This is a genomic window from Curtobacterium sp. PhB25 (genome assembly GCF_004365375.1).
In the GTDB taxonomy this organism is placed as follows: Bacteria; Actinomycetota; Actinomycetes; order Actinomycetales; family Microbacteriaceae; genus Curtobacterium.
Map to the genome: position 1 here is coordinate 628893 of NZ_SODR01000001.1, position 23696 is coordinate 652588.

At 70.4% G+C, this 23696-nt stretch carries 24 protein-coding genes and 1 pseudogene; 12 read left to right on the forward strand and 13 right to left on the reverse strand.

Features of this window, described 5'->3' with window-relative positions; all coding sequences use genetic code 11:
- Window positions 1-23 precede the first annotated feature (23 nt).
- Entirely contained in the window at window positions 24-842 is an 819-nt protein-coding gene (locus tag EDF51_RS02895; protein WP_131847417.1) for an RNA methyltransferase, read from the reverse strand.
- 174 nt (window positions 843-1016) lie between these two features.
- Between EDF51_RS02895 and EDF51_RS02900 the strand changes: the two genes are divergently transcribed.
- From EDF51_RS02900 to EDF51_RS02910, 3 genes are read left to right on the forward strand one after another with little or no spacing between them, the layout of a single operon-like run.
- Window positions 1017-1898 (forward strand): Sir2 family NAD-dependent protein deacetylase, encoded by an 882-nt coding sequence (locus EDF51_RS02900; protein WP_166673177.1) that lies wholly within the window; start codon window positions 1017-1019, stop codon window positions 1896-1898.
- Window positions 1895-2533, forward strand: a complete 639-nt coding sequence (locus EDF51_RS02905; protein WP_133936603.1) for a histidine phosphatase family protein — start codon at window positions 1895-1897, stop codon at window positions 2531-2533. Before EDF51_RS02900 ends, EDF51_RS02905 begins: the two co-directional genes overlap by 4 nt.
- A gap of 57 nt (window positions 2534-2590) precedes the next feature.
- Window positions 2591-3331, forward strand: coding sequence for a hypothetical protein (locus tag EDF51_RS02910; RefSeq protein ID WP_131880182.1), 741 nt, complete (start codon window positions 2591-2593; stop codon window positions 3329-3331).
- Window positions 3332-3435: 104 nt separating this feature from the next.
- On the opposite strand, the gene EDF51_RS02915 is transcribed toward EDF51_RS02910, so the two are convergent.
- Both EDF51_RS02915 and EDF51_RS02920 read right to left on the reverse strand, forming a co-directional pair.
- Entirely contained in the window at window positions 3436-4509 is a 1074-nt protein-coding gene (locus EDF51_RS02915; protein ID WP_131880245.1) for a glycosyltransferase, read from the reverse strand.
- Between the two features lie 5 nt (window positions 4510-4514).
- A complete protein-coding gene (locus EDF51_RS02920; protein WP_131880184.1) occupies window positions 4515-5522 on the reverse strand; it encodes an alpha/beta hydrolase in 1008 nt (335 codons plus the stop codon).
- 113 nt (window positions 5523-5635) lie between these two features.
- On the opposite strand from EDF51_RS02920, the gene treS reads away from it, so the two are divergent.
- Together treS and EDF51_RS02930 are read left to right on the forward strand one after the other, a co-directional pair.
- Window positions 5636-7345: a maltose alpha-D-glucosyltransferase gene (treS, locus tag EDF51_RS02925; protein ID WP_111084171.1), complete on the forward strand. Its 1710-nt coding sequence runs from the start codon at window positions 5636-5638 to the stop codon at window positions 7343-7345.
- A 37-nt stretch (window positions 7346-7382) separates the two neighbouring features.
- A complete protein-coding gene (locus tag EDF51_RS02930) occupies window positions 7383-8147 on the forward strand; it encodes a 3'-5' exonuclease (protein ID WP_243648775.1) in 765 nt (254 codons plus the stop codon).
- 79 nt (window positions 8148-8226) lie between these two features.
- Here the strand turns inward: EDF51_RS02930 and EDF51_RS02935 are convergent, their stop codons facing one another.
- The 3 genes from EDF51_RS02935 to glgA all read right to left on the reverse strand — a co-directional run bounded on the left by EDF51_RS02935 (window position 8227) and on the right by glgA (window position 10575).
- Complete coding sequence (locus EDF51_RS02935; RefSeq protein ID WP_017887280.1) at window positions 8227-8475, reverse strand: type B 50S ribosomal protein L31; 249 nt, start codon at window positions 8473-8475, stop codon at window positions 8227-8229.
- Window positions 8476-8583: 108 nt separating this feature from the next.
- The gene (locus EDF51_RS02940) at window positions 8584-9366 is read right to left on the reverse strand and encodes an ABC transporter ATP-binding protein (protein WP_111083979.1); all 783 of its coding nucleotides are present in this window, start codon (window positions 9364-9366) and stop codon (window positions 8584-8586) included.
- Window positions 9367-9375: 9 nt separating this feature from the next.
- Window positions 9376-10575, reverse strand: a complete 1200-nt coding sequence (gene glgA / locus EDF51_RS02945) for a glycogen synthase (RefSeq protein WP_131880186.1) — start codon at window positions 10573-10575, stop codon at window positions 9376-9378.
- 47 nt (window positions 10576-10622) lie between these two features.
- Between glgA and glgC the strand changes: the two genes are divergently transcribed.
- Both glgC and serB read left to right on the forward strand, forming a co-directional pair.
- Window positions 10623-11864, forward strand: coding sequence for a glucose-1-phosphate adenylyltransferase (glgC, locus tag EDF51_RS02950; protein ID WP_123294454.1), 1242 nt, complete (start codon window positions 10623-10625; stop codon window positions 11862-11864).
- 99 nt (window positions 11865-11963) lie between these two features.
- Complete coding sequence (gene serB, locus EDF51_RS02955; protein ID WP_131880188.1) at window positions 11964-12602, forward strand: phosphoserine phosphatase SerB; 639 nt, start codon at window positions 11964-11966, stop codon at window positions 12600-12602.
- Window positions 12603-12694: 92 nt separating this feature from the next.
- Here the strand turns inward: serB and fabG are convergent, their stop codons facing one another.
- Window positions 12695-13408, reverse strand: coding sequence for a 3-oxoacyl-ACP reductase FabG (gene fabG, locus EDF51_RS02960; RefSeq protein ID WP_131880190.1), 714 nt, complete (start codon window positions 13406-13408; stop codon window positions 12695-12697).
- Window positions 13409-13573: 165 nt separating this feature from the next.
- On the opposite strand from fabG, the gene EDF51_RS02965 reads away from it, so the two are divergent.
- The 3 genes and pseudogenes from EDF51_RS02965 to EDF51_RS02975 all read left to right on the forward strand — a co-directional run bounded on the left by EDF51_RS02965 (window position 13574) and on the right by EDF51_RS02975 (window position 15281).
- A complete protein-coding gene (locus EDF51_RS02965; RefSeq protein WP_123294380.1) occupies window positions 13574-13996 on the forward strand; it encodes a DUF3099 domain-containing protein in 423 nt (140 codons plus the stop codon).
- Window positions 13996-14202: pseudogene (locus tag EDF51_RS02970) on the forward strand (hypothetical protein); the annotation flags it as partial. The gene EDF51_RS02965 and the pseudogene EDF51_RS02970, both read left to right, overlap by 1 nt.
- Window positions 14203-14300: 98 nt before the next feature.
- On the forward strand, window positions 14301-15281 hold the full coding sequence (locus EDF51_RS02975; RefSeq protein WP_131880192.1) for an SURF1 family protein: 981 nt from the start codon (window positions 14301-14303) through the stop codon (window positions 15279-15281).
- 329 nt (window positions 15282-15610) lie between these two features.
- Here EDF51_RS02975 and EDF51_RS02980 read toward each other — a convergent pair whose 3' ends face one another.
- Window positions 15611-17209 (reverse strand): ABC-F family ATP-binding cassette domain-containing protein, encoded by a 1599-nt coding sequence (locus tag EDF51_RS02980; RefSeq protein WP_123294378.1) that lies wholly within the window; start codon window positions 17207-17209, stop codon window positions 15611-15613.
- Window positions 17210-17324: 115 nt separating this feature from the next.
- Here EDF51_RS02980 and EDF51_RS02985 point away from each other — a divergent pair, with 115 nt between their 5' ends.
- A complete protein-coding gene (locus tag EDF51_RS02985; protein WP_123294377.1) occupies window positions 17325-17924 on the forward strand; it encodes a biotin transporter BioY in 600 nt (199 codons plus the stop codon).
- Between the two features lie 287 nt (window positions 17925-18211).
- Here EDF51_RS02985 and EDF51_RS02990 read toward each other — a convergent pair whose 3' ends face one another.
- From EDF51_RS02990 to sufB, 5 genes are all read right to left on the reverse strand, one after another.
- The gene (locus EDF51_RS02990; RefSeq protein WP_111083972.1) at window positions 18212-18541 is read right to left on the reverse strand and encodes a metal-sulfur cluster assembly factor; all 330 of its coding nucleotides are present in this window, start codon (window positions 18539-18541) and stop codon (window positions 18212-18214) included.
- Window positions 18541-19323 (reverse strand): Fe-S cluster assembly ATPase SufC, encoded by a 783-nt coding sequence (gene sufC, locus EDF51_RS02995; protein WP_111083971.1) that lies wholly within the window; start codon window positions 19321-19323, stop codon window positions 18541-18543. Before sufC ends, EDF51_RS02990 begins: the two co-directional genes overlap by 1 nt.
- 71 nt (window positions 19324-19394) lie before the next feature.
- Window positions 19395-19721 carry a non-heme iron oxygenase ferredoxin subunit gene (locus EDF51_RS03000; protein WP_111083970.1) on the reverse strand — a complete coding sequence of 109 codons (327 nt, stop codon included), beginning with the start codon at window positions 19719-19721 and terminating at the stop codon, window positions 19395-19397.
- The gene (sufD, locus tag EDF51_RS03005) at window positions 19721-20986 is read right to left on the reverse strand and encodes a Fe-S cluster assembly protein SufD (protein ID WP_131880194.1); all 1266 of its coding nucleotides are present in this window, start codon (window positions 20984-20986) and stop codon (window positions 19721-19723) included. Before sufD ends, EDF51_RS03000 begins: the two co-directional genes overlap by 1 nt.
- On the reverse strand, window positions 20987-22405 hold the full coding sequence (gene sufB, locus EDF51_RS03010; protein WP_111083968.1) for a Fe-S cluster assembly protein SufB: 1419 nt from the start codon (window positions 22403-22405) through the stop codon (window positions 20987-20989).
- Between the two features lie 252 nt (window positions 22406-22657).
- On the opposite strand from sufB, the gene EDF51_RS03015 reads away from it, so the two are divergent.
- Window positions 22658-23635 carry a COX15/CtaA family protein gene (locus EDF51_RS03015; RefSeq protein WP_131880196.1) on the forward strand — a complete coding sequence of 326 codons (978 nt, stop codon included), beginning with the start codon at window positions 22658-22660 and terminating at the stop codon, window positions 23633-23635.
- The last annotated feature ends 61 nt before the right edge of the window (window positions 23636-23696 follow it).

The following is a 23696-nucleotide window of genomic DNA, read 5'->3' on the forward strand; positions in this document are numbered from 1 at the left end:
CTCCCGGTCCGCCCGTGGCGTGGCTAGGAAGCGAGCCGCTGGGCCTGGGTGACCGCCCACAGTCCGACGGCGCTCGCCGCGGCGATGTTGAGCGAGTCGACACCGTGCGCCATCGGGATCCGCACCGTGGTGTCCGCCGACGCGATCGCGGCGGGCGTCAGCCCCTGCCCCTCGGTACCCATTACGAGCGCGACCTTGCCGGGGACGTCCCGGGTGAACTCAGCGAGGTCGACCGACTCGTCGGTGAGCGCCATCGCGGCGAGGTGGAAGCCCTGCGCGCGCAGTTCCTCGCCCGCCGCCGGCCACTCGCCGATGCGGGTCCACGGGATCTGCAGGACCGTGCCCATGCTCACCCGGACGCTCCGGCGGTACAGCGGGTCGGCGCAGCGCGGGCTCACGAGGACCGCGTCCGCGCCCAGGCCGGCGACGCTGCGGAAGACGGCACCGACGTTCGTGTGGTCGACGATGTCCTCGAGCACGACGACGAGCTTCGCGTCCCGCACCACGTCGGCGACCGTCGGCAGCTCGGGGCGCTGCACGGCGGCGATCGCGCCACGGTGCATGCGGAAACCGGTGAGCTCCTCCAGCAGGGCGTCCGGGCCCACGAAGACCGGACCGTCGTGGTCGGCGACCAGGGGCAGCACGCTGTCGAGCCACTTCTCCTGCACCAGGATGCTCCGCGGGGTGTGCCCGGCACGGACCGCGCGCTCGATGACCGTGTTCGACTCGGCGATGTACAGGCCGCCCTCCGGTTCGCTCACCCGGCGGAGCGCCACGTCGGTCAGACGGGCGAAGTCGTCGAGGCGGGGGTCGTCGAGGGAGTCGATGCGGACGGGGTGCACGGGGCTCGTTTCGGTGTGGTGCAGGTGGTGGGCCAGCCGGTGTCTCGCCGCGTCTCGCCGAAGGGGAAGCGACCGGGACGGTCGGCTGTTGAGGGTACCGTGAACAGGGTGCTGGATGATGCTGCGTCGACGACCGGACCGCCCACCGGGGCGACGACCGGTCAGCCGACCGGTCTGCCGACCGCGGCGGACCTCGACCGCGTGCTCGAGGTGCTCGCCGGCAAGCGCGTCGCCGTGCTCTCCGGAGCCGGCCTGAGCACCGACTCCGGCATCCCCGACTACCGCGGCGCCGGGCGGGTCGTGCGCAAGCCGATGACCTTCCAGGAGTTCCGCGCCGACGCCGCCAAACGGCAGCGGTACTGGGCCGGCTCGCACCTCGGCTGGCGGAGCTTCGCCGCCGCCCGACCGAACGAGGGGCACCGGGCGCTCGCCGCCCTCGAGGACGCCGGTGTCGTCACGGGCGTCATCACGCAGAACGTCGACGGCCTGCACCTGCGCGCCGGATCCCGGCGCGTGGTCGAGATCCACGGGTCGATGGACCGCGCCCTCTGCCTGACGTGCGGGCAGGTGTTCTCGCGCGCCGACCTCGCCACGACCATCGACCGCGCCAACCCGTGGATCGACGAGCCCGGCTCGGTGCAGCTGCAGCCCGACGGCGACGTCGAGATCACCGACGTCGAGCGCTTCGTGGTGCCGGACTGCTCGGTGTGCGGCGGGATGCTCAAGCCCGACGTCGTCTTCTTCGGCGAGTTCGTGCCCACCGAGAAGTTCCACGAGGCGGTGTCGATCGTCGCCGACGCCGAGGCGCTGCTCGTGGTGGGGTCGTCGCTGACGGTGAACTCCGGCGTGCGGCTCGTCGACCACGCTGCCCGCCGCAAGAACCCGGTGGTCATCGTGAACCGCGGTGCGACCCGCAGCGACCGCCGTGCCGCCGTGAAGCTCGACGGCGGGACGACCGAGACGCTGGTGCACCTGGCCGAGCGGCTGGGGTCGGGTCGCCCGGCAGCCGGTCCCGCGGCAGCCGGTCCCGCGGCGTCTGGGATGATCGACGGGTGACGACGCTCCTGTACCTGGTCCGGCACGGTGAGACCGACTGGAACGCGCAGCGCCGCATCCAGGGTTCCACCGACATCCCGCTCAACGACACCGGACGGCGACAGGCCGCCGAGGCCGCCGAACTGCTCACCCGCCGGCAGTTCGACGCCGTCGTCGCCTCGCCGCTGTCCCGTGCCGCCGAGACCGGGGCGATCATCGCCGACCGGCTCGGGCTCGCGGCACCCGTGACGTACGCCGGGCTGGCCGAACGGTCCTACGGCGAAGCCGAGGGGCTCACCGACACCGAGGTCACGGCGGAGTACCCGCACGACGACATCCCGGGCCGCGAGTCCCGGTCCGCGCTGCTCGCCCGCATCACGGAGACGCTCGGTGAGATCGCGGTGCGCTTCGACGGCGGGGTCGTGGTCGTCGCCACCCACGGCGCGGTGATCCGGAGCGTGGTCAACGAGGCGGCGCCCGGTACCGCCGACCGGCACGCCACTCCGATCCGCAACGGCTCGATCCACTCGTTCCGCTGGGACCCCGAACGCTTCCACGCGGAGCTCGTCCGGTTCGACGACCCGATCGACGACGTCTCGGACGGGCCCGGGCGGTACGCGTTCGACTACCAGAACCCGCTGGAACGCCGGGGCTGAGCGGGCGGCGCGGCCGTCCTGCGACTAGGCTCCGACGCACCCGAACCAGGGGGCGACATGGTGACCGACGGAACCGACCCGGGTGGCTGGCAAGCCACTGACCAGCAGGACGACGACCTCGACCGTGCCTTCGGCCCCGAGACCGCCAGCGTGCAGACCCGCACGATCGGGCAACGGGCACGCACCTGGCTCGTCATCGGCGGCAGCACCGTCGTCGTCGCCGGGGTGATCGCCCTCGTGCTCGGTACCATCATCGGCAGCGTGCAGACCGGCATCGGCGGCGTGTTCCCCCGGCCGGACCTGGCACTCGACCGCCTCGACGACCGGCTCGCCGACGTGCCGGGCGTCACCGAGGTCCGCCACCACCCGGCCGAGAAGACCGGCTTCGCGAGCTACGACGCCACCGCGACGATCACGGCCGACCCGTCGCTCGACCCTGCCGCGCGCACCGACCTGGTCGAGACGCTGAGCCGCGCGACCGACTCGGCCGGTGGCAACGGCGTCCGGGTCGTCGCGATCGCCGACCTCGGCACCCTCGAGGTGGGTGTCTCCGACTCGCGCACGGTGACCGCGAAGCGCCTGGTGCTGGCGGACACGCTCGACCACATCGGCGGGGTCACGGCCGTCCGCTGCTCGTGGGAACGCGGTGGCACGCCGTCGGACCGCGCCGCCGACCAGTCGATCGTCGTCGAGACCCCGGGGCGAGGGGCCGCCGTCCCGCCGATCGTGGCGCGGGTGACCGAGGAGACGCACAAGGTGTTCCCCGGGGCGAGCGTCGAGGTGGTCGCGGCGAAGTAGCGGTCGCCGGTCGTGTGGCCGACGCGGAACGACGAATCCGATGTCGTACGACGTCGACCATGTCGTATCGCATCGACCGACGCGCCCCCCGCCCCCGCGCCCCGCTACCGCGCGCGCCGGTCGGCCACGGCCCGCTCGACCGCCCGCACGACCTGCTCCGCCGAGTCCTGCCACCGGAACCGCGCGGCCCGCTCGACCGACTGCGCCGACGCCTCGTCCCACCGCTCCTCGACCCGCCGCACCGCAGCCGCCACCGCCGACGGCGACGCCGGGTCGAAGTACTCGGCCGCATCGCCCCCGATCTCGCGGAAGATCGGGATGTCGCTCACGACGACCGGGGTCCCGACGCCCATCGCCTCGACCAGCGGGATGCCGAAGCCCTCGTCGTACGACGCCGTCGCCAGGGCCGTGGCGGATCGGAGCACCGACAGGTACTCCTCGTCGGTCGCACCGTCGTGGAACACGATCGAGCCGGTCGGCGCGAGCCCCTCGATCCGTGCGCGGTCGGCGTCGGACACCCGCGACATGCAGTGCAGGGTCCAGTCCGCTCCGAGCAGCGGCAGCGCGGCCGCCAGCGTCTCGACGTTCTTGTACGGCATGAACGACCCCATGTAGACGAGCGAGCGCTCCCGCGGCGCACCCGCCGCACGCGGAGCCGCCGGGTCGGCAGCGTTGTACGCCACCGTCACGGGACGCTTCGTCAGCCGGTGCTCGGCGATGAGCCCCGCGGTGGTCTCGGACACCGTGACCACCCCGTCGGCGCCGTTCAGCAGGACGCGCTGCGGCACCCACGACAGGTGGAACGCGCGCCACCCGAGCCGGAGCGGCCACGAGAACTCGCGCGGAGGCGTCCGGTTCCGGTAGTAGATCAGGTCGTGCAGTGTGAGCACGAGCGCGTAGTCGCGCCCCCGCGAGCCCATCGTCTGCATCGGCGAGAACACCGCGTCGAGGCCGAGCCGGTTCACCCGTCGTGCGACGAGCGGCTCCCCCGCGTCGGTGGGCGCCGGCAGCAGCTCCCACGGCAGGTCGCGCGGCAGGGACTCGAGCTGGCGCTCGTCGTGGACGAGCAGCACGACGTCGTGCCGGTCGGGCAGGTTCCAGGCGACCCCGGCGGTGAACCGGCTGATGCCGTCGTGGCGGCCGATCCGGACGTAGCGGCAATCGAGGCCGATCCGCAGGCGCGTCACGCGTCGGTCTCCTTCGCGTCGCTCGTCGTCGTCTTCGTCGCGGTCGTCCGGGAGGCCCGTCCCGCGCCCGACGATCGGCCCGCCTTGGTGCCGCGGCCCCGTCCAGGGCGCGCGGCCGTGTCCGCCATCCGGCGCAGCACCGCCGCAGCGGCCGGCGCCGGTGTCTCGTAGTGCACCAGGTGCCCGACCCCGGGGATGACCACGACTTCGGCATCGCGCAGGCGGGCGGCCAGGGCGCGTTGCTGGGGGACGGCCGTGATGTCGTCGTGCTCCGCGGCGATCATCAGCACCGGCACGTCGATGCGGTCCGCGTACTCGGACACGTCGTGGGTGACCGAGGTGCGGAACGCCTCGAGCACGCTCGTGCGGTTCGCGAAGGCCGAGAAGTACCGGTCGTGCTGGTCGTGCACCCAGCGGCGCATCCCGCGGTCGTGCGACTTGAGCATCGCGATGCTCATCACGCGGACGATGGCGGCGTTCCGCAGGATCCCGAGCCCGATCGGCTTCGGCAGCACCGCGCCGGCCCTGTAGTAGCCGATCGCGATCCCGGTGCCCACCGCGCGGGGCCCCTGCAGCGCCGGCGCGGCGATCGGGTTCACGAGGACGAGCAGCCGGGTGTCGAGCCCGGCGGCCACGGTGGCGGACACCACGATCGACCCGAACGAGTGGCCGAGGACGACGGCGTCGCGGCCGAGCCCGAGCGCCTCGTGGAACGCGCGCAGCCAGCCGACGTACGACTCGATGTCGGACACCGGCAGCGGGTCGGACACGCCGAAGCCGGGCAGGTCGGGGACGATCACGCGGACGTCCTGCAGGTGCGCGGCGATCGTCTCGAGGCCGTGGTGGTCGCCGCGGAACCCGTGCACCGCCAGGACGGTCTGCGTCGAGTCGGACGGCCCGTACTCCCAGTAGTGCGTGGTGCGGCCGTCGACCTGCACGGACCGGTGGACCACCGGTGTGGCGGCCATGAGCGACTGGTACGGGGAGAGCACGGGCGGTTGCATCGGCGCCAGTCTACGAAGACAACCGCACGAAACCCCGGACACCCGCAGCATCGCGCGCCTATCGTGTCCGGGGCGGGCCGTCGACCGGCCCGTCGATGACGACGAGGAGCACGGTGACCTTCACAGCCCCGATCCAGCTGCCCGGCCTGACGCTCGACCCGCAGTGGTACAAGCGCTCGGTCTTCTACGAGTGCATGATCCGCTCGTTCGTCGATTCGAACGGCGACGGGATCGGTGACCTGCAGGGCGTGATCGGCAAGCTCGACTACCTGCAGTGGCTCGGCGTCGACGCCCTGTGGCTGCCGCCGTTCTTCCAGTCGCCGATGCGCGACGGCGGGTACGACATCGCCGACTACAAGGCGATCCTGCCGGAGTTCGGCACGCTCGACGACTTCCGCGAGCTCGTCACGAAGTCGCACGAGCGCAACATGCGCATCGTCATCGACATGGTGATCAACCACACCAGCGACCAGCACGAGTGGTTCCAGCAGTCGCGCGAGGACCCCGACGGCCCCTTCGGTGACTTCTACGTCTGGCGGGACACCGACGAGGAGTACCCGAACATCCGGGTCATCTTCGTCGACACCGAGGAGTCGAACTGGACGTTCGACCCGGTCCGCCGGCAGTTCTTCTTCCACCGGTTCTTCTCGCACCAGCCCGACCTGAACTTCGAGAACCCCGCGGTGGTCGAGGCCGTGTACGACGTCGTGCGGCACTGGCTCGACCTCGGTGTCGACGGTCTGCGGCTCGACGCGATCCCGTACCTGTTCGAGTCGGAAGAGGGCAACGGCGAGGGCGAACCGGAGACCCACGAGTTCATCAAGAAGATGCGCGCGATGGTGGACGACGAGTACCCCGGCCGTGTCCTGCTCGCCGAGGCGAACCAGTGGCCGCGCGAGACCGCCGCCTTCTTCGGCACCGACGAGGAGCCCGAGTGCCACATGGCGTTCGACTTCCCGGTGATGCCCCGTATCTTCTACTCGCTCCGTGCCCAGCACGCCAAGGAGCTGTCGGCGATCCTGTCCGAGACGCTCGACGTACCGTCCGCGGCAGCCTGGGGCGTGTTCCTCCGCAACCACGACGAGCTCACGCTCGAGATGGTCAGCGAGGAGTACCGGCAGGCCATGTACGGCTGGTACGGCTACGACCCCCGGATGCGCTCGAACATCGGCATCCGGCGCCGGCTCGCTCCCCTGCTCGACAACTCGCGAGCCGAACTCGAACTCATCCACGCGCTGCTGTTCTCGCTGCCGGGCTCGCCGTTCCTGTACTACGGCGACGAGATCGGGATGGGCGACAACATCTGGCTGCCCGACCGCGACTCGTCCCGCACGCCGATGCAGTGGACCCCCGACCGAAACGCCGGGTTCTCCACGGCAGACCCGGGCAAGCTCTACCTGCCCGTGGTGCAGTCGCTCGTGTACAACTACGCGCAGGTCAACGTCGAGGCGCAGCTCGCCCAGTCCCGCTCCCTGCTGCACTGGGTGCGCAACGTCATCCACGTGCGGAAGGCCCACCCGGTCTTCGGGCTCGGGACCCTGCACGTGCAGGAGACCTCGAACGAGTCGGTGCTCGCGTTCGTGCGCTCGTGGGAGGGCTCCGGCCAGCAGTTCGGGCCGTCGGCGGAGGACGTGCTGTGCGTGTTCTCGTTCGCCACGAACCCGACGTCGGTCACGGTCTCGGCTCCCGAGTTCGCCGGTCGGCCGCTCTACGACCTGTTCGGCGGCGGTTCGTTCCCCGCGTTCGACGAGGACGGCACCGTCACGCTGACCCTCGGGACGCAGTCGTTCTACTGGCTGCACGTCGGCGCGCCGGTCGGGTAGCACCGGTCGTGTCGGTGCGTCCCGTTAGCCTGACCGCGTGACGTTCCCCACAGCACAGCTGGATCCGACAGCACAGCTCGACACGCCCGTCCCGGCGCAGGACCTCTCCGGACGCCCCTGGTGGCACGCCCTCGGCGTCTTCGACCTCGAGACCACCGGTGTCGACGTCGAGACGGCGCGGATCGTCACGGCGCACGTCGGCCTCATCGACATGACGGGTGCCTCCATCGCCGAGGGCGCGTGGATCGCCGACCCGGGCATCGCGATCCCCGAGGGCGCCGCGGCCGTGCACGGCTACACCACCGAGCGCGCCCAGGCCGAGGGGCGTCCCGCGGCCGAGGTCGTCGCCGAGATCATCGCCGCGATCGAGGCGGTGTTCGCCCGCGGCATCCCGCTGGTGATCTACAACGCCCCGTACGACCTGACGGTCCTCGACCGCGAGGCAAAGCGGCACGGGTTCGCCTCCCCCGTCATCGGCAACGTCGTCGACCCGCTCGTGATCGACAAGGCACTCGACACCTTCCGCAAGGGCAAGCGCACGCTCGAGGCGGCGTCCGAGCTGTACGGCGTCACCCTCGACGACGCGCACGACGCCGGTGCCGACGCCATCGCGGCCGGTCGCGTCGCCCAGGCCATCGCCGGCAAGTACCAGGACGAGCTCGGCATCTCGGCGGAAGAGCTCCACCGCAAGCAGGTCGGGTGGTGCGCCGAGCAGGCGACCTCGTTCCAGGAGTACATGCGCAAGAAGCGCGACCCGTCCTTCACCGCCGACGGTCGCTGGCCGCACCGCAACGGCGCCTGACCCGCGCACCGGCCGCACGACGCAGAACGGGCGGTCCTCCCGAAGGAGGACCGCCCGTTCCGACGTGCTGTGGGGCTGCTTACTTGGAGAAGCCCTTGAAGCGCTGGTTGAACTTCTCGACGCGACCGGCCGAGTCGAGGATGCGCTGCTTGCCCGTGTAGAACGGGTGCGAGGCGGACGAGATCTCGACGTCGATCACCGGGTAGGTGGCACCGTCGAGCTCGATCGTCTTGTCGCTGTTCGCGGTCGAACGCGTCAGGAAGGTCTCACCGGAGGCCAGGTCACGGAAGACGATGGCGCGGTACTCGGGGTGGGTGTCGGTCTTCATGGAGTTTCCTCGATAGCGGTAGCGGTGGTGGGATTGCGCGAGATGCGCGGGAAGTCATCGGCTTGCGCCAGCCGTCAACGTTACCAGACGGACGGCGCGATCGCAGCGCTAGGACGCGCGCGCCGTGTACCGACCGGCGTCCTTCGTGACGGACAGCGCGATGCCGAACGCCTCGGTCAGGGTCTGGTCGGTCAGGACCTCGTCGATGGGCCCGGCGGCCTGGACGTGGCCGTCGGCGAGCACCAGCGCGTGGGTGAACCCGGCGGGGATCTCCTCGACGTGGTGGGTCACGATCACGATGGCTGGCGAGTCGGCGCTCTGGGCGTAGCCGCCGAGGGTGCGGACGAGGCTCTCACGGGCGCCGAGGTCGAGCGAGGCGGCCGGTTCGTCCAGGAACAGGATCTCCGGGTCGGTCATCACGGCGCGGGCGATCTGGACGCGCTTCTGCTCGCCGTCGCTCAGCTCGCCGAAGGTGCGGTCGGTGAACGACCCCAGGCCCCACTCCTCGAGCACGCGCTGGGCACGGCGGACGTCGAGCTCCTCGTACTCCTCGTTCCAGCGACCCGTGACCGAGTACGCGGCCGTCAGCACGACGTCGATGACCTTCTCGGTCACCGGGATGCGACGGGCCAGGGCGGTCGACGCGAAGCCGATGCGCGGGCGGAGCTCGAACAGGTCGGCGCCGCCCAGCTCGGTGCCGAGCACCTCGACGTCACCCGAGGTCGGGAACGTCTGGGCACCGGCGACCTGCAGCAGCGTGGTCTTGCCGGCGCCGTTCGCGCCGAGCACGACCCAGCGTTCGTCGTCCTGCACCCCCCACGAGATCGAGTCGAGGATGGTGGCCCCGTTGCGGACCACGGAGACGTCTGACAAGCGCACGACCGAGGGCATGCGACCAGCCTACGGGGTCCGGCCGAGCACCTCGTCGTAGACCTGCCGTGTCCTCGTGGCGATCGCGTCCCAGGTGAACTCGGACTCGACGCGCAGGCGTCCGGCGCGGCCCATGAGCTTCGCGAGCCCCTCGTCGGCGAGCACCTCGTTGAGGGTCGCGGCCAGGTCCGCCACGTACTTGTCGGGGTCGGTCGGGGTGCCCGTGCCGTCCTGCGCCTGGTCGATCGGCACGATGCGACCGGTGAAGCCGTCCGCGACGACCTCGGGGATGCCCCCGGTGCCGGTGCCGACGACGGGGATGCCGCACGCCATGGCCTCGAGGTTCACGATGCCGAGCGGTTCGTAGATCGACGGGCACACGAACACCGTGCCCGAGGACAGCACGTTCACGATCTCCTCGTGCGCGAGCATCCGGTCGATCCAGACGACGCCCTCGCGCTGCTCACGCAGGCCCTCGACCAGCCCGGTGACCTCGGCGAGGATCTCCGGGGTGTCCGGGGCACCGGCGCACAGCACGATCTGGACGTCCTCGGGGAGCGACGCCACGGCGCGGAGCAGGTAGGGCAGTCCCTTCTGCCGGGTGATGCGACCGACGAAGACGACGCTGGGGCGCGACGGGTCGATGCCGAGGGCGCGGACGGCGTCCTCGTCGACCTGCGGCTTCCAGGCGTCGATGTCGATGCCGTTGTAGACGACGTGCACCTTCGACGGGTCGATCGACGGGTACGAGCGCAGGATGTCGGCGCGCATGGCCTTCGACACCGCGATGACACCGTCGGCGTTCTCGAACGCCTCGCGTTCCATCCAGCTCGACAGGCGGTAGCCGCCGCCGAGCTGCTCGGCCTTCCACGGGCGGAGCGGCTCGAGGCTGTGCGCCGTGACGACGTGGGGGATCCCGTAGGTCAACTGCGCGATCCGGCCCGCCGAGTTCGCGTACCAGGTGTGCGAGTGCACGAGATCGGCGCCCTCGACGTCGGCGGCGATGGCCACGTCGGTGCCGAGCGCCTGCAGTGCACCGTTCGCCTGTTCGAGGCCGGCCGGCGTGCGGTACCCCCAGACGTCGGCTTCGTCGCGGAAGGCCCCGAAGGCCCGGACCCGGACGTCGGTGTCGGTCCCCGACCGCAACGCAGCAGTCAGTTCGGCCACGTGGACACCCGCTCCGCCGTAGACCTCCGGCGGATACTCCCTGGTCAGTAGATCGACTCGCACGGGTTCAAGGTAACCGGTTCCCAGTGCTGACGCCTACTGTGGGCGGCATGGCACCAAAGAAGGTCTTCGGCATCGTGCTCGCTGGCGGCGAGGGGAAACGGCTCATGCCGCTCACGGCCGACCGGGCGAAGCCCGCAGTCCCGTTCGGCGGGAACTTCCGTCTCATCGACTTCGCGCTGTCGAACCTGGTGAACTCCGGTCTGCAGAAGATCGTCGTCCTCACCCAGTACAAGTCGCACAGTCTCGACCGGCACGTCGCCGAGACCTGGCGCATGGAGGGCCTGCTCGGGTCCTACGTGGCGTCGGTCCCCGCGCAGCAGCGACTCGGCAAGCGCTGGTTCGCCGGCTCGGCCGACGCGATCCTGCAGTCGCTCAACCTGCTCCGCGACGAGCGTCCCGACATCGTCGTCGTGGTCGGCGCCGACCACGTGTACCGGATGGACTTCCACCAGATGGTCGAGGCGCACATCGCCTCGGGTCGCAGCGCCACCGTCGCGGCGATCCGTCAGCCCATCGAGCTCGCCGACCAGTTCGGCGTCATCCAGGTGGACGCCGACGACCCGACGAAGATCGACGCCTTCCTCGAGAAGCCGAAGAACCCGGTCGGGCTCGCTGACTCCCCTGGCGAGGTCCTCGCCTCGATGGGCAACTACGTGTTCAACGCGGACGCCCTCGTCGACGCGGTGCTCCGCGACGGCCAGGTCGAGTCGTCCGCGCACGACATGGGCGGCGACATCGTCCCCGACTTCGTGGACCGCGGCGACGCCGGGGTCTACGACCTGCAGCGCAACGAGGTCCCCGGGTCCACCGACCGTGACAAGTACTACTGGCGCGACGTGGGGACGATCGACTCGTTCTTCGACGCCCACATGGACCTCATCGCCCCGGTGCCGGTGTTCAACCTGTACAACCAGGACTGGCCGATCTTCAACCAGCAGACGAACCTGCCGCCGGCGAAGTTCGTGCGGGACGCCAACGGCAACACCGGCTCGACGGTCGACTCGCTCGTGTCGCTCGGATGCCTGGTGTCGGGCGCACAGGTCGAACGCAGCATGATCGGCCCGTGGTGCGGGATCGACTCCGGCGCGAAGGTCCTCGACTCGATCGTGTTCGAGCGGGCGACGATCGGCGCCGGTTCGGTCGTGAACCGGGCGATCCTGGACAAGGACGTCGTCATCGCGCCGGGTGCGCAGGTCGGCATCGACCGTGAGGCCGACGAGGCCCGCGGCTTCACCGTGACCGAGTCCGGCATCACCGTGGTCGGCAAGGGCGTCCGCGTCGACGCGTAGCGTCGGCCGGTTACGTCGACACCGACGAACGGACGGTCAGGAGGCACGGCTCGCGTCTCGGACGCGGGCCGTGCCTCCGTCTGTCGGTACCGTTGGTCCGTGCCCCGCTTCCTCGTCGTCCTCGATGCCGATTCCACCCTCCTCGAGGACGAGGTGATCGAACTCCTCGCCGACACCGCCGGGACCCGGCCACAGGTCGCGGCGATCACGGAGCGCGCCATGCGCGGGGAGATCGACTTCGCCGAGAGCCTCCGGGAGCGAGTCGCGACCCTTGCGGGCCTCCCGGTCGACGTCTTCCGACGCGCACAGCAGGCGGTCCGCGTGACGCGGGGTGCCGACCAACTCGTCCGCGGCGTGCACGCCGCCGGTGGGACCGTCGGTGTCGTGTCCGGCGGGTTCCACGAGGTCCTCGACCCGTTCGCCGAGCGACTCGGTCTCGACCACTGCCGCGCGAACCGGCTCGAGGTCGCTGACGGCGTGCTGACGGGACGTGTGCTCGGCGACGTCGTGGACGCGCACGCCAAGGCCGTCGCCCTGCGCGAGTGGGCCGAGGCCGACGGCGTGGACGCGGTCCGCACCGTCGCGATCGGCGACGGGGCGAACGACCTCGAGATGATGCGCGTCGCCGCCCTGTCGGTGGCGTTCGACGCGAAGCCGCGCGTGCGGGAGCAGGCGGACGTCGCCGTCGTGGACCGCGACCTGTCCGCTGTGCTCGCGACGCTCGGCCTGCGCGGCTGAGCGGACCGTCCGGTTCTTCGCGCTCAGCGACACGTCACGCGCGCGAGCACCCGTGAACTGTCGCTGAGCACGAAACGACGCGCAGGCGCTGGCTAGTGGCCCATGCCGAGGCCGCCGTCGACCGGGATGATCGCGCCGGAGACGTAGCCGGCCCCGTCGCTCGCCAGGAACAGCGTGGCGTCGGCGACGTCGTCGACCGTGCCGTACCGGGCCGCCGGGATCGCCTTCTTGAACTCGGTCTGCAGCTCGTCGGACAGCGCGGCCGTCATGTCGGTCTGGATGAACCCGGGCGCGACGACGTTGGCGGTGATTCCGCGCGAGCCGAGCTCACGGGTGATCGACCGGGCCATGCCGACCAGGGCGGCCTTCGACGACGCGTAGTTGACCTGGCCGATCTGGCCGTAGGCGCCGACGACGCTCGACATGAGCACGATGCGGCCGAACTTGGCCTTCATCATGCCCTTGGTGGCGCGCTTCACGACCCGGAACGTGCCGGTCAGGTTGGTGTCGACGACGCTCGTGAAGTCGTCCTCGGACATGCGGAGCAGCAGCTGGTCGTTCGTGATACCGGCGTTGGCCACGAGCACCTCGATCGGTCCGAGCTCGGCCTCGACCTGCGTGAAGGCGGCGTCCACCGAGGCCGTGTCGGTGATGTCGGCCTGCACGGTGAGGGCCCCTTCGGGTCCGCCCTGTCCGCTGCGCGACGTGACCGCGACGCGGTGCCCGGCGGCGACGAAACGCTCGGCGAGGGCGTGGCCGATGCCGCGGTTTCCGCCGGTGATCAGGACGGTACGGGGGGTGCTCATGGTCGCTCCGTTCGGTGGTGGTGTGCGGTCGTGTCGTGCCGACGGGTCGGCGGACACGCCCGGACGAGCGTAGCGGAGCCAGCACCGCAGCCCGTTCGCGCGCGGCGCACCCACGATCGGCCCCGGAGGCTTAGGCTGGACCACGGGTAGACGGAGACCATCTGTATGAAGAGCACGCACACGAGCATCACCACGCTCCCGGATTCGCCGGAGCTGGACCGGGCGCACCGCCTGTCCCGCTACGTGTGGCAGATGGCCATCCGCGTCGTCCTCTTCGTCGTGGCCGTGCTCGTCTACTCCATCTGGCACTCCTGGATCGCCGTCGTGCCGATCGTCCTCGCCGCCGTGATCCCCTGGGTCGCCGTGATCGTCGCGAACGCCGGCAGCCGGACCGAGAGCGACATGATCTCGCCCGCCGGTGCGATGCAGCTCTACGACGCCGTCGACCCCGGCCTCCGCGAGCAGCAGGAAGAGGACCGGGCCCAGGCCTACCGCGACGAGCAGGACCGCCTCCGGCAGCAGGCTCAGCACGCGCAGGACGAGTGGCAGCGCAACGGCGACCGCTCGAAGATGTGGGGACCCCGCTGATGGGCGCGACCTTCGACCTGCACACCGAACCGGGCTCGACCCCGGTCTGCTCCCGAGCCGGCTGCTCCAACACGGCAGCGTGGCGGGTGAACTGGCGCAACCCCCGGATCCACTCCGCCGACCGCGTGAAGATCTGGGCCGCGTGCGAGGAGCACCGCGACTTCCTCGCCGACTACCTGCGGTCCCGCACCTTCCCGGTGCGCGTCACCGGCATGCACGAGGACGTCGACCGGCTCGACGACGAACGCGACCCCGCCTCGTCGCCGAAGAACGACGTCGGGGTGCGCTCCACCGGCACCGGTCGATGACCGACGACTTCGACCCGCACTCCCGGTACGGCCGGAAGCACGCTGCCAAGCTGCAACGCGCCGCCGACCACGCCCGTCGCTCCGTGCCGGACGACGAACGCCCCACCCAGGACCCGGACGAGCCCTTCGTCGGCTGGCACTTCGTCCGCAGTCGCCGCTGGCTCGGGTACTTCGCGATCGCCGTGGCCTTCGCGATCGTCTGCGCCCTGTTCGGCATGTGGCAGTGGGACCGCCGCAACGAGGCCGTGCGTCAGAACGAGCAGGTCGCCCAGAACTACGACCACACCCCGGTCCCCCTCGACCAGGCGCTGCCGACGGCGTCGAGCTGGCAGGACGAGCAGGAGTGGCTCCGCGTCTCCGTGACCGGCCGCTACGACATCGACGCACAGCTGCTCGTCCGCAACCGCGTGCACAACGGCCAGCCCGGCTTCGAGGTCCTGACCCCCCTGGTCACCGACGACGGCCGGGCGTTCATCGTCGACCGCGGCTGGGTCCCGACCGGCAACGCGCAGGACGCCCCCGACCACGTGCCCGCTCCCCCGTCGGGCGAGGTCACGGCGATCGTCCGCCTGCAGCAGAGCGAGCCCCGGATCCCCGGCCGCACCGACCCCGCGCACACGGACCAGGTGCAGTCGGTGACCCTGGCCGACGTCGCGAAGAAGGTCGACACCCCCATCTGGACCGGTGCGTACGGCGAGCTCGCCTCCGAGTCCCCCGCCCCGACCGAGGCGCGCCCGCTCGGCTGGGAGCGTCCCACCGCCGACACCGGCCTGCACCTGAGCTACTTCATCCAGTGGTTCCTGTTCGCGGCCGGCGGCTTCGGGTTCCTGGCGTACGTGATGGTGCAGGAGTACCGGAACCTCAACCAGGACGACCCAGAGGAACGCGAGCGCGCCCAGGAGCGGCAGCGCCGCAAGGACGCCAAGCCGAAGACCGACGCCGAGATCGAGGACGACCTGATCGCGTCCCGCCGCTGACGCGCTGCGCCGGGCCGCTCGCCGCGGGCGCGCCGCCGAGCGGTCACGAACCGTCGCCCGTCGACGCCGGTGACGCCACGTGGTGACCACTCGGCGGACGTGAGCGGGTTGCCTTGACCGACGGGACAGCGGACGGGAGGCCCGTGGCGGCGTCGCCACGGGCCTCCCGTCCGTCCTACGGTCACGTCGACCACCGCACGCCGCCCGGCCGCTGGTCACGACGCGCTCGCACGCGTGCCGCGGAGCGGTCACGAACCGTCGCTCGCCGGCGACGGCGACGACACATGGTGACCACTCGGCGAACCTGAGCGGGGTGTCGTGACCGCCCGCTAGGCGAGCTCGATGAGCTCCGCGTAGTCCTTGTTCCAGTGGTCCTCGGTGCCGTCCGGCAGGAGCAGCACGCGCTCGGGGTTGAGCGCCTCGACGGCACCGGCGTCGTGCGACACCAGGACGACGGCGCCCTCGAACCCAGCGAGGGCGTTGAGGATCTCCTCGCGCGACGCCGGGTCCAGGTTGTTCGTCGGTTCGTCGAGCAGCAGCACGTTCGCGCCCGAGACGACGATCATCGCGAGCGACAGACGCGTCTTCTCACCGCCGGACAGGACCCCGGCCTTCTTGTAGCCGTCGTCCCCGGTGAACAGGAACGAACCGAGCACGCGACGGGCCTCGGTCTCGTTGAGGTCAGTCGACGCCGACACCATGTTCTCGATCACGGTGCGGTTGATGTCGATGTTCTCGTGCTCCTGCGCGTAGTACCCGATGCGCAGACCGTGGCCGGGCTGGATCTCACCTGTGTCGGGCAGGTCAGCACCCGCGAGGATCCGGAGCAGCGTCGTCTTGCCGGCACCGTTGAACCCGAGGATGACGACGCGCGAACCGCGGTCGATCGCCAGGTCGACGCCCGCGAAGATCTCGAGCGACCCGTAGGACTTCGACAGCCCCTCGGCCATGAGCGGCGTGCGGCCGCACGGGGCCGGCGTGGGGAAGCGGATCTTGGCGACCCGGTCGGCGACGCGCTCGTCCTCCAGGCCCGCGAGCAGCTTGTCGGCACGCGCGACCATCTGGTGCGCCGCGGCGGCCTTCGAGGCCTTCGCACCGAACCGAGCGGCCTGGTCCTTCAAGGTCGCGGCCTTCTTCTCGGCGCCGGCGCGCTCCTTGCGACGACGCTCCTCGTCGGCGACGCGCTGCCGCTGGTAGAGCTTCCAGCCCATGTTGTAGATGTCGATGGTCTGACGGTTGGCGTCGAGGTAGAACACGCGGTTGACGACCTCTTCCACGAGCTCGACGTCGTGGGAGATGATGATGACGCCGCCGGGGTAGGTCTTCAGGTGCTCGCGCAGCCACACGACCGAGTCGGCGTCGAGGTGGTTCGTGGGCTCGTCGAGGATCATCGTCTCGGCATCCGAGAACAGGATCCGCGCGAGCTCGATGCGACGACGCTGACCACCGGACAGCGTCTTGAGCTGCTGGTCGAGGATGCGGTCCGGCAGCTTGAGGTTCGACGCGATCGACGCCGCCTCGGCCTCGGCCGCGTAGCCGCCGAGCGCGTTGAACTGGTCGTCGAGCCGGCTGTACCGGCGCATCGCCTTCTCGGCGACGGCGGTGTCCTCGCTCGCCATGTCGAGCGTGGCGAGGCGGATGCCCTCCACGAGCTCACCGAGCCCGCGGGCGTCGAGGATGCGCTTCCGCGCGGTCTCCTCCGGGTCGCCGGAGCGGGGGTCCTGCGGCAGGTAGCCGATCTCACCACCGCGGTCGATCGTGCCGCCGTTCGGCTGCGTCTCGCCCGCGAGGGCCTTGGTCATCGTCGTCTTCCCCGCGCCGTTGCGGCCGACGAGTCCGATCTTCTCGCCCTTCTCGACACGGAAGGACACGTCTTCCATGAGGAGACGAGCTCCGACGCGGATCTCGAGTTCGTGCACGGCAAGCACAGTGGACGTCCAATCAGTTGGTGGGTTTGCACAACGACGTGTGCGTGAGGTGCACCGCTACGCTGACGGGACCGATGGTTCCGAACGGGACCAGCAGTCCATTCTAGGAGAATCCATGACGAACGCCACCGGGTTCGCTCCCCGCGCAGTCCTCGCCGACCGTCTGCGGACGCACGGGCTGGCCACGAACGCCGCCCTCGTCGCCGGCGGAGCCCTGTTCACCGCTGCGATGGCACAGCTCGAGGTCCCGATGTGGCCGGTCCCGATCACCGGGCAGACGCTCGCCGTCGTGCTCGTCGGCGCGACCCTGGGTGCCCGACGCGGCATGCTCTCGCTGCTCGTCTACGCCGTCGCCGGCCTCGCGGGCGCACCGTTCTTCGCCGACATGACCGGCGGCCTGCAGGCCCTGGCCGTGCCGAGCTTCGGCTACGTCATCGGGTTCATCCCCGCCGCGGGCGTCGTCGGTTGGCTGGCCCGCCGCAACTGGGACCGACACTTCGGGCGCGCAGCCGTCGCGATGCTGCTCGCGAGTGCCATCCCGTTCGTGACCGGCCTGCCGTACCTGGCGGTCGTGCTCGGGCAGCTCGGCGCACCGAACGACCTGCAGTCGGTGCTCGCCGCCGGCCTGTACCCGTTCATCGTCGGTGGGATCGCGAAGGCGCTCATCGCCGCGGGCATCGTGCCGCTCGCGTGGAAGGCGCTCGGCCGCCGCTGACGCTGCGCACGACAACGGCCCCGCACCGATCGGTGCGGGGCCGTTCTGCGTCCGCTGCGTGCGGGGCGGCGGGCCGTGGGTCGGTCACGACTCCCCGCCAGCCGGACGCCGAGTGGTCACCTTCCGTCGCCCGGAGCGCGGTCGGCCGACAGAACGTGACCACTCGGCGAACGCGAGCGGGCGGTTGCGACCACTCGGCGGCGCGCCCCGCGCGTGGCGCGACCACGGACAGACGGGAGGCCCGGTGCCAGCTGGCACCGGGCCTCCCGTCTGCGGTGTGGTCGCGACTAGATCGCGAACCCGAGCGCGCGCATCATCTCGCGCCCGTCGTCGGTGATCCGTTCCGGACCCCACGGCGGCATCCAGACCCAGTTGATGCGGAAGGCGTCCACGATGCCGTCGAGGGCGTTCGCGGTGTCGCCCTCGATGACGTCTGTCAGCGGGCAGCCGGCACTCGTCAGCGTCATGCTGATCACGAGCGCCGAGGCCTCGTCGTCCCAGGCCAGGTCGTAGATCAGGCCGAGGTCGACGATGTTGACGCCGAGCTCCGGGTCCTGGACCTCCTTCAGGCCCTCGACGACCTCGTCGAACTTCTCCGGGGCGAGTGCCGCGATCATCAGGCCTGCGCCTCTGCGGCGGACGCCGCCGCGGCCTGCACGTAGCGGTCGTAGCCCTCGTTCTCCAGGCGGTCGGCGAGCTCGGGGCCACCCTGCTCGGCGACCTTGCCCGCGACGAACACGTGCACGAAGTCCGGCTTGATGTAGCGGAGGATGCGCGTGTAGTGCGTGATGAGCAGCACGCCCAGGCCGGTCGCGGCCTTGGCGCGGTTCACGCCCTCGGACACGATCTTCAGCGCGTCGACGTCGAGGCCGGAGTCGGTCTCGTCGAGCACGGCGAAGCGGGGCTTGAGGAGCTCGAGCTGCATGATCTCGTGGCGCTTCTTCTCGCCACCGGAGAAGCCCTCGTTGACGTTGCGCTCGGCGAACGACGAGTCCATCTTGAGGTCGGCCATCGACTGGCGGAGTTCCTTGATCCAGCCGCGCAGGGCCGGGGCCTCGCCGTCGATCGCCGTCTTGGCGGTGCGGAGGAAGTTCGACACCGTCACGCCGGGGATCTCGACCGGGTACTGCATCGCCAGGAACATGCCGGCACGGGCGCGCTCGTCGACGCTCATCGCGAGGACGTCCTCGCCGTCGAGGGTGATCGAGCCACCGACGACGTTGTACCGGGGGTGACCGGCGATCGTGTACGCCAGCGTGGACTTGCCGGAGCCGTTCGGCCCCATGATCGCGTGGATCTCGCCCTCGTTGATCGTGAGGTCGACACCCTTGAGGATCTCCTTGGTGCCCTGATCGGTGTCGATCGAGACCTGGAGGTCGCGGATTTCCAGAGTGGACATTGCGTGGGTTCCTTCGGTTTTCTGTCGTGTCGCGGACGGGCCGCGGAAAGTGTGGGGGCCGGGAGGCGGTGTCAGTCGACGGGCACGGGGTCGTGCACGTCGACGTAGACGTCGCCCTCGCGCACCTCGACCCGGAACACCGGGACGGGCTCGTACGCCGGGAAGTTCTGCGGCTTCCCCGTGGCGAGCGAGAAGCGGGAGCCGTGGGCCCAGCACTCGAGCGTGTCGCCCTCGATGAACCCCTCGGCCAGCGAGATGTCCCCGTGGGTGCACGTGTCGCCGATGGCGTGCACGGTGCCGGACGAGTCCTTCACGATGGCCACCGCGGTGCCGTCGACGACGGCGCGCATGGGGCTGTCCACCGCGATCTCGGACTCCGCGCAGACCTTCGTGGGCATCAGGCGTCGGCCTCCGCCGGCGCGACGATCACCGAGCGGCCCTCGGCGAGCTCCTGCTCGACCGCGGCGATGAGTCGTTCCTCGAGCTCGGGCGCACCGATCTTCTGGATGACCTCGACCAGGAAGCCGAGCACGACGAGACGACGCGCTTCTTCCTCGGGGATGCCGCGGGCCTGCAGGTAGAACAGCTGCTCGTCGTCGAAGCGACCGGTCGCACTCGCGTGGCCGGCACCCTCGATGTTGCCCGTCTCGATCTCGAGGTTCGGGATGCTGTCGGCACGGGTGCCGTCGGTCAGCACGAGGTTGCGGTTCTGCTCGTACGAGTCGGTGCCGTCACCGGCGCGACCGATGAGCACGTCACCGATCCACACGGTGTGCGCGCCCTTGCCCTGCAGCGCGCCCTTGTAGTTGACCCGACCGCGCGTGTTCGGCGCGTCGTGGTTCACGTAGACCTGCTGCTCGATGTACTGACCGGCGTCGGCGAAGTACACGCCGTACATCTCGGTGTCGGCGCCCTGCGCACCGAGGTGCGTCGAGGGGTTGACCCGGATGACGTCGCCGCCGAGCGAGACCACGACGTGCTTCAGGAAGGCGTCTCGGCCGACCTCGGCGAAGTGCGTCGAGACGTGCACCGCGTCGTCGTCCCAGTCCTGCAGGCTGACGACGGTCAGGCGTGCGCCGTCCTGCACGACGATCTCGATGTTCTCGCTGAGCAGTGCGCTGCCGCGGTTGTCGAGCACGACGATGCCCTGGGCGTGCGGCTCGGCCGTGATGACCGTGTGCGCCGCTCGGGGCTGCGTGCCGAAGTCGGAACGCGTGATGGTGATGAACTCGTGCGCCTCGGTTGCCTTGACGGTGACGGCGAGGACGGCGTCGCGCGCGGACCACGCAGCGGCCGCTGCACGGTCCTCGGGCAGACCGGCGGTCCCGACGCGGGGGTCGTCGCTGCGACCCCACTCGACGTCGGCACCGTCGGACTGGCGGGCGAGGAACCGGTAGGCGGATCCGTCGAGACCACCGTCGAGGAGCGGCTGGAGCTTCGCCAATGGCGCGAACTTCCAGTTCACCTCGCGGCCGGTGACGGTCGGGAACGCGTCGAGGTCGCCGGACTGGAACCGCTCGGAGCGGGTCTGGACCGGGATCTTCTTGTCCGGGGCGTCCCAGCCGCCGTCGGAGTGGGCTCCGGCGCCGTGCTGTTCGGCACCCTGGGCGGGTGCCGCGGGCTCGATCGGCTGGTCGATGTGGGGAGGGGTGGTGCTGGACATCTAGCCGACGGATCCTTCCATGCTCATCTCGATGAGCTTGTTGAGTTCGAGCGCGTACTCCATCGGGAGCTCGCGGGCGATCGGCTCGATGAAGCCACGGACGATCATCGCCATCGCTTCGTCCTCGGCCATGCCGCGGGACATCAGGTAGAAGAGCTGCTCCTCGCTCACGCGCGAGACCGTGGCCTCGTGCCCGAGCTGGACGTCGTCGACGCGGATGTCGATCGCCGGGTACGTGTCGCTCCGGCTGATCGTGTCGACCAGCAGCGCGTCACACCGCACGGTGTTCGCCGCGTGGTGCGCCGCCGGGTCCACCCGGACCTCGCCGCGGTACCCCGCGCGACCGCCGCCACGGGCGATCGACTTCGAGACGATCGACGACGTCGTGTACGGCGCCATGTGGATCATCTTCGCGCCGGCGTCCTGGTGCTGGCCGGGGCCAGCGAACGCGACGGACAGGGTCTCGCCCTTGGCGTGCTCACCGGCGAGGTAGATCGACGGGTACTTCATCGTCACCTTGGAGCCGATGTTGCCGTCGATCCACTCCATCGTGGCGCCCTCGTGCGCGATCGCACGCTTGGTCACGAGGTTGTAGACGTTGTTCGACCAGTTCTGGATCGTCGTGTACCGAACGCGGGCGTTCTTCTTCACGATGATCTCGACGACGGCCGAGTGCAGCGAGTCCGACTTGTAGATCGGGGCGGTGCAGCCCTCGATGTAGTGGACGTAGGAGTCCTCGTCCGCGATGATCAGCGTCCGCTCGAACTGGCCCATGTTCTCGGTGTTGATCCGGAAGTAGGCCTGGAGCGGGATCTCGACGTGGACGCCCTTGGGGACGTAGACGAACGAGCCGCCGGACCACACGGCCGTGTTCAGCGCGGCGAACTTGTTGTCGCCGGCCGGGATCACGGTGCCGAAGTACTCCTGGAAGAGCTCGGGGTGCTCGCGGAGCGCGGTGTCGGTGTCCATGAAGATGACACCCTGCTGCTCCAGGTCCTCGCGGATCTGGTGGTACACGACCTCGGACTCGTACTGCGCGGCGACACCGGCGACGAGGCGCTGGCGCTCGGCCTCGGGGATGCCGAGCTTCTCGTAGGTCGCGCGGATGTCCTCGGGGAGGTCCTCCCACGACTGCGCCTGCTTCTCGGTCGAGCGCACGAAGTACTTGATGTTGTCGAAGTCGATGCCCGTCAGGTCGGCACCCCACGTCGGCATCGGCTTGCGGCCGAAGAGCTGCAGGCCCTTGAGCCGGTTCTTGAGCATCCACTCGGGCTCGTGCTTGAGGTTCGAGATGTCGGTGACGACCTCGTCCGAGACCCCACGGCGGGCCGAGGCCCCGGCCGAGTCGGAGTCGGACCAGCCGAACTCGTATTGCCCGAGCCCTTCGAGCTCGGGACGGTCGATGAGCACGTCGGACATGGTCTCCTCGTTTCCTTCTCGCGGGGCAGCGTCTTCAGGTGTGAACCCGTGGCGTCTGGACGCCATTCCACCGCAGACCGCCGACAGGCGGACACGGTGCTGCTCCCTCGCAACGACAATGGTTCCACGCAGTCCCTGGATCGATCGGCGATCTCGGCCCATTCGGAGCCGGCGCCTGCCTAGACTTGACTGCTGCTGAACCCTCGAATCCTACAGGTTCACTGCACGGAACAACAGGAAGGCACCACCCTCGTGACTCGCGTCGGACCCCCCGTCGACCAGGATCTCCGGACCGCACGGTGGTGGTCGCTCCCCCGGGTCGTCGACCGCCGGGTCATCGCGCTGGCGTGGGCCTCGTTCGTGGTCGAGGTCGTGTTGATCGGCACCGGCGGCCTCGTCCGCCTGACCGCGTCGGGCCTCGGATGCCCCACCTGGCCCAAGTGCACGGCCGATTCGCTCGTCTCCACGCCCGAGATGGGCATCCACGGGATCATCGAGTTCGGCAACCGACTGCTCACCTTCGTGCTCGTCATCGTGGCGATCGCGATGTTCCTGGCGGTCGTCCGGATGCTCCGCACGCGCCCCGAACTGTTCTGGCTCGCGTTCGCTCAGGGCGTCGCGATCCCGGTCCAGGCCGTCATCGGCGGGCTCAGCGTGCTCACGAACCTCAACCCGTTCGTCGTCGGGCTGCACTTCGTCGTGTCCGCCGCCCTGACCTCGGTCACCGCGGCCCTGGTCTACCGGACGATGCACGGCCCCCGCACCAGCCACCGCCTCGTTCCCGGCTGGTACACCGGCGTCGTCCGCGGCACGGTCGCCGCCGTCGTGGTCACCGTGCTCGTCGGCATCCTGACGACCGGCAGCGGCCCGCACGCCGGTGCCGACGAGGCCGTCGACGGCGGGATACTGCACCGCACGGGCTTCGACCCCGCGGTCATGGAGCACGTGCACGCCTGGCCCGCGTACGCCCTGTTCGCGCTGACCCTCGTGCTCGTCGTCGGCGCCGTCCGGCTCCGGATCTCGAGCAAGTGGGCGCTGTTGCTGCTCGTCGTCGAGTTCCTGCAGATCGCCGTCGGTCTGACCCAGGCCCGCACCGGCCTGCCCGTCGGGCTGGTGGGCACGCACATGGTGCTCGCCGGGCTGCTCGTCGGGGCCACCACGGCGGTCGTGCTCGCCACGCGCGCCAGCGCCGGTCGCGAAGCCGTGCGCGAACCACTCGACGCCGCCTGACGCCCGGGCGCGTCGCACGCGCAACACCCGTTCTGCGACACCCCACGAGTCGATCGACTCG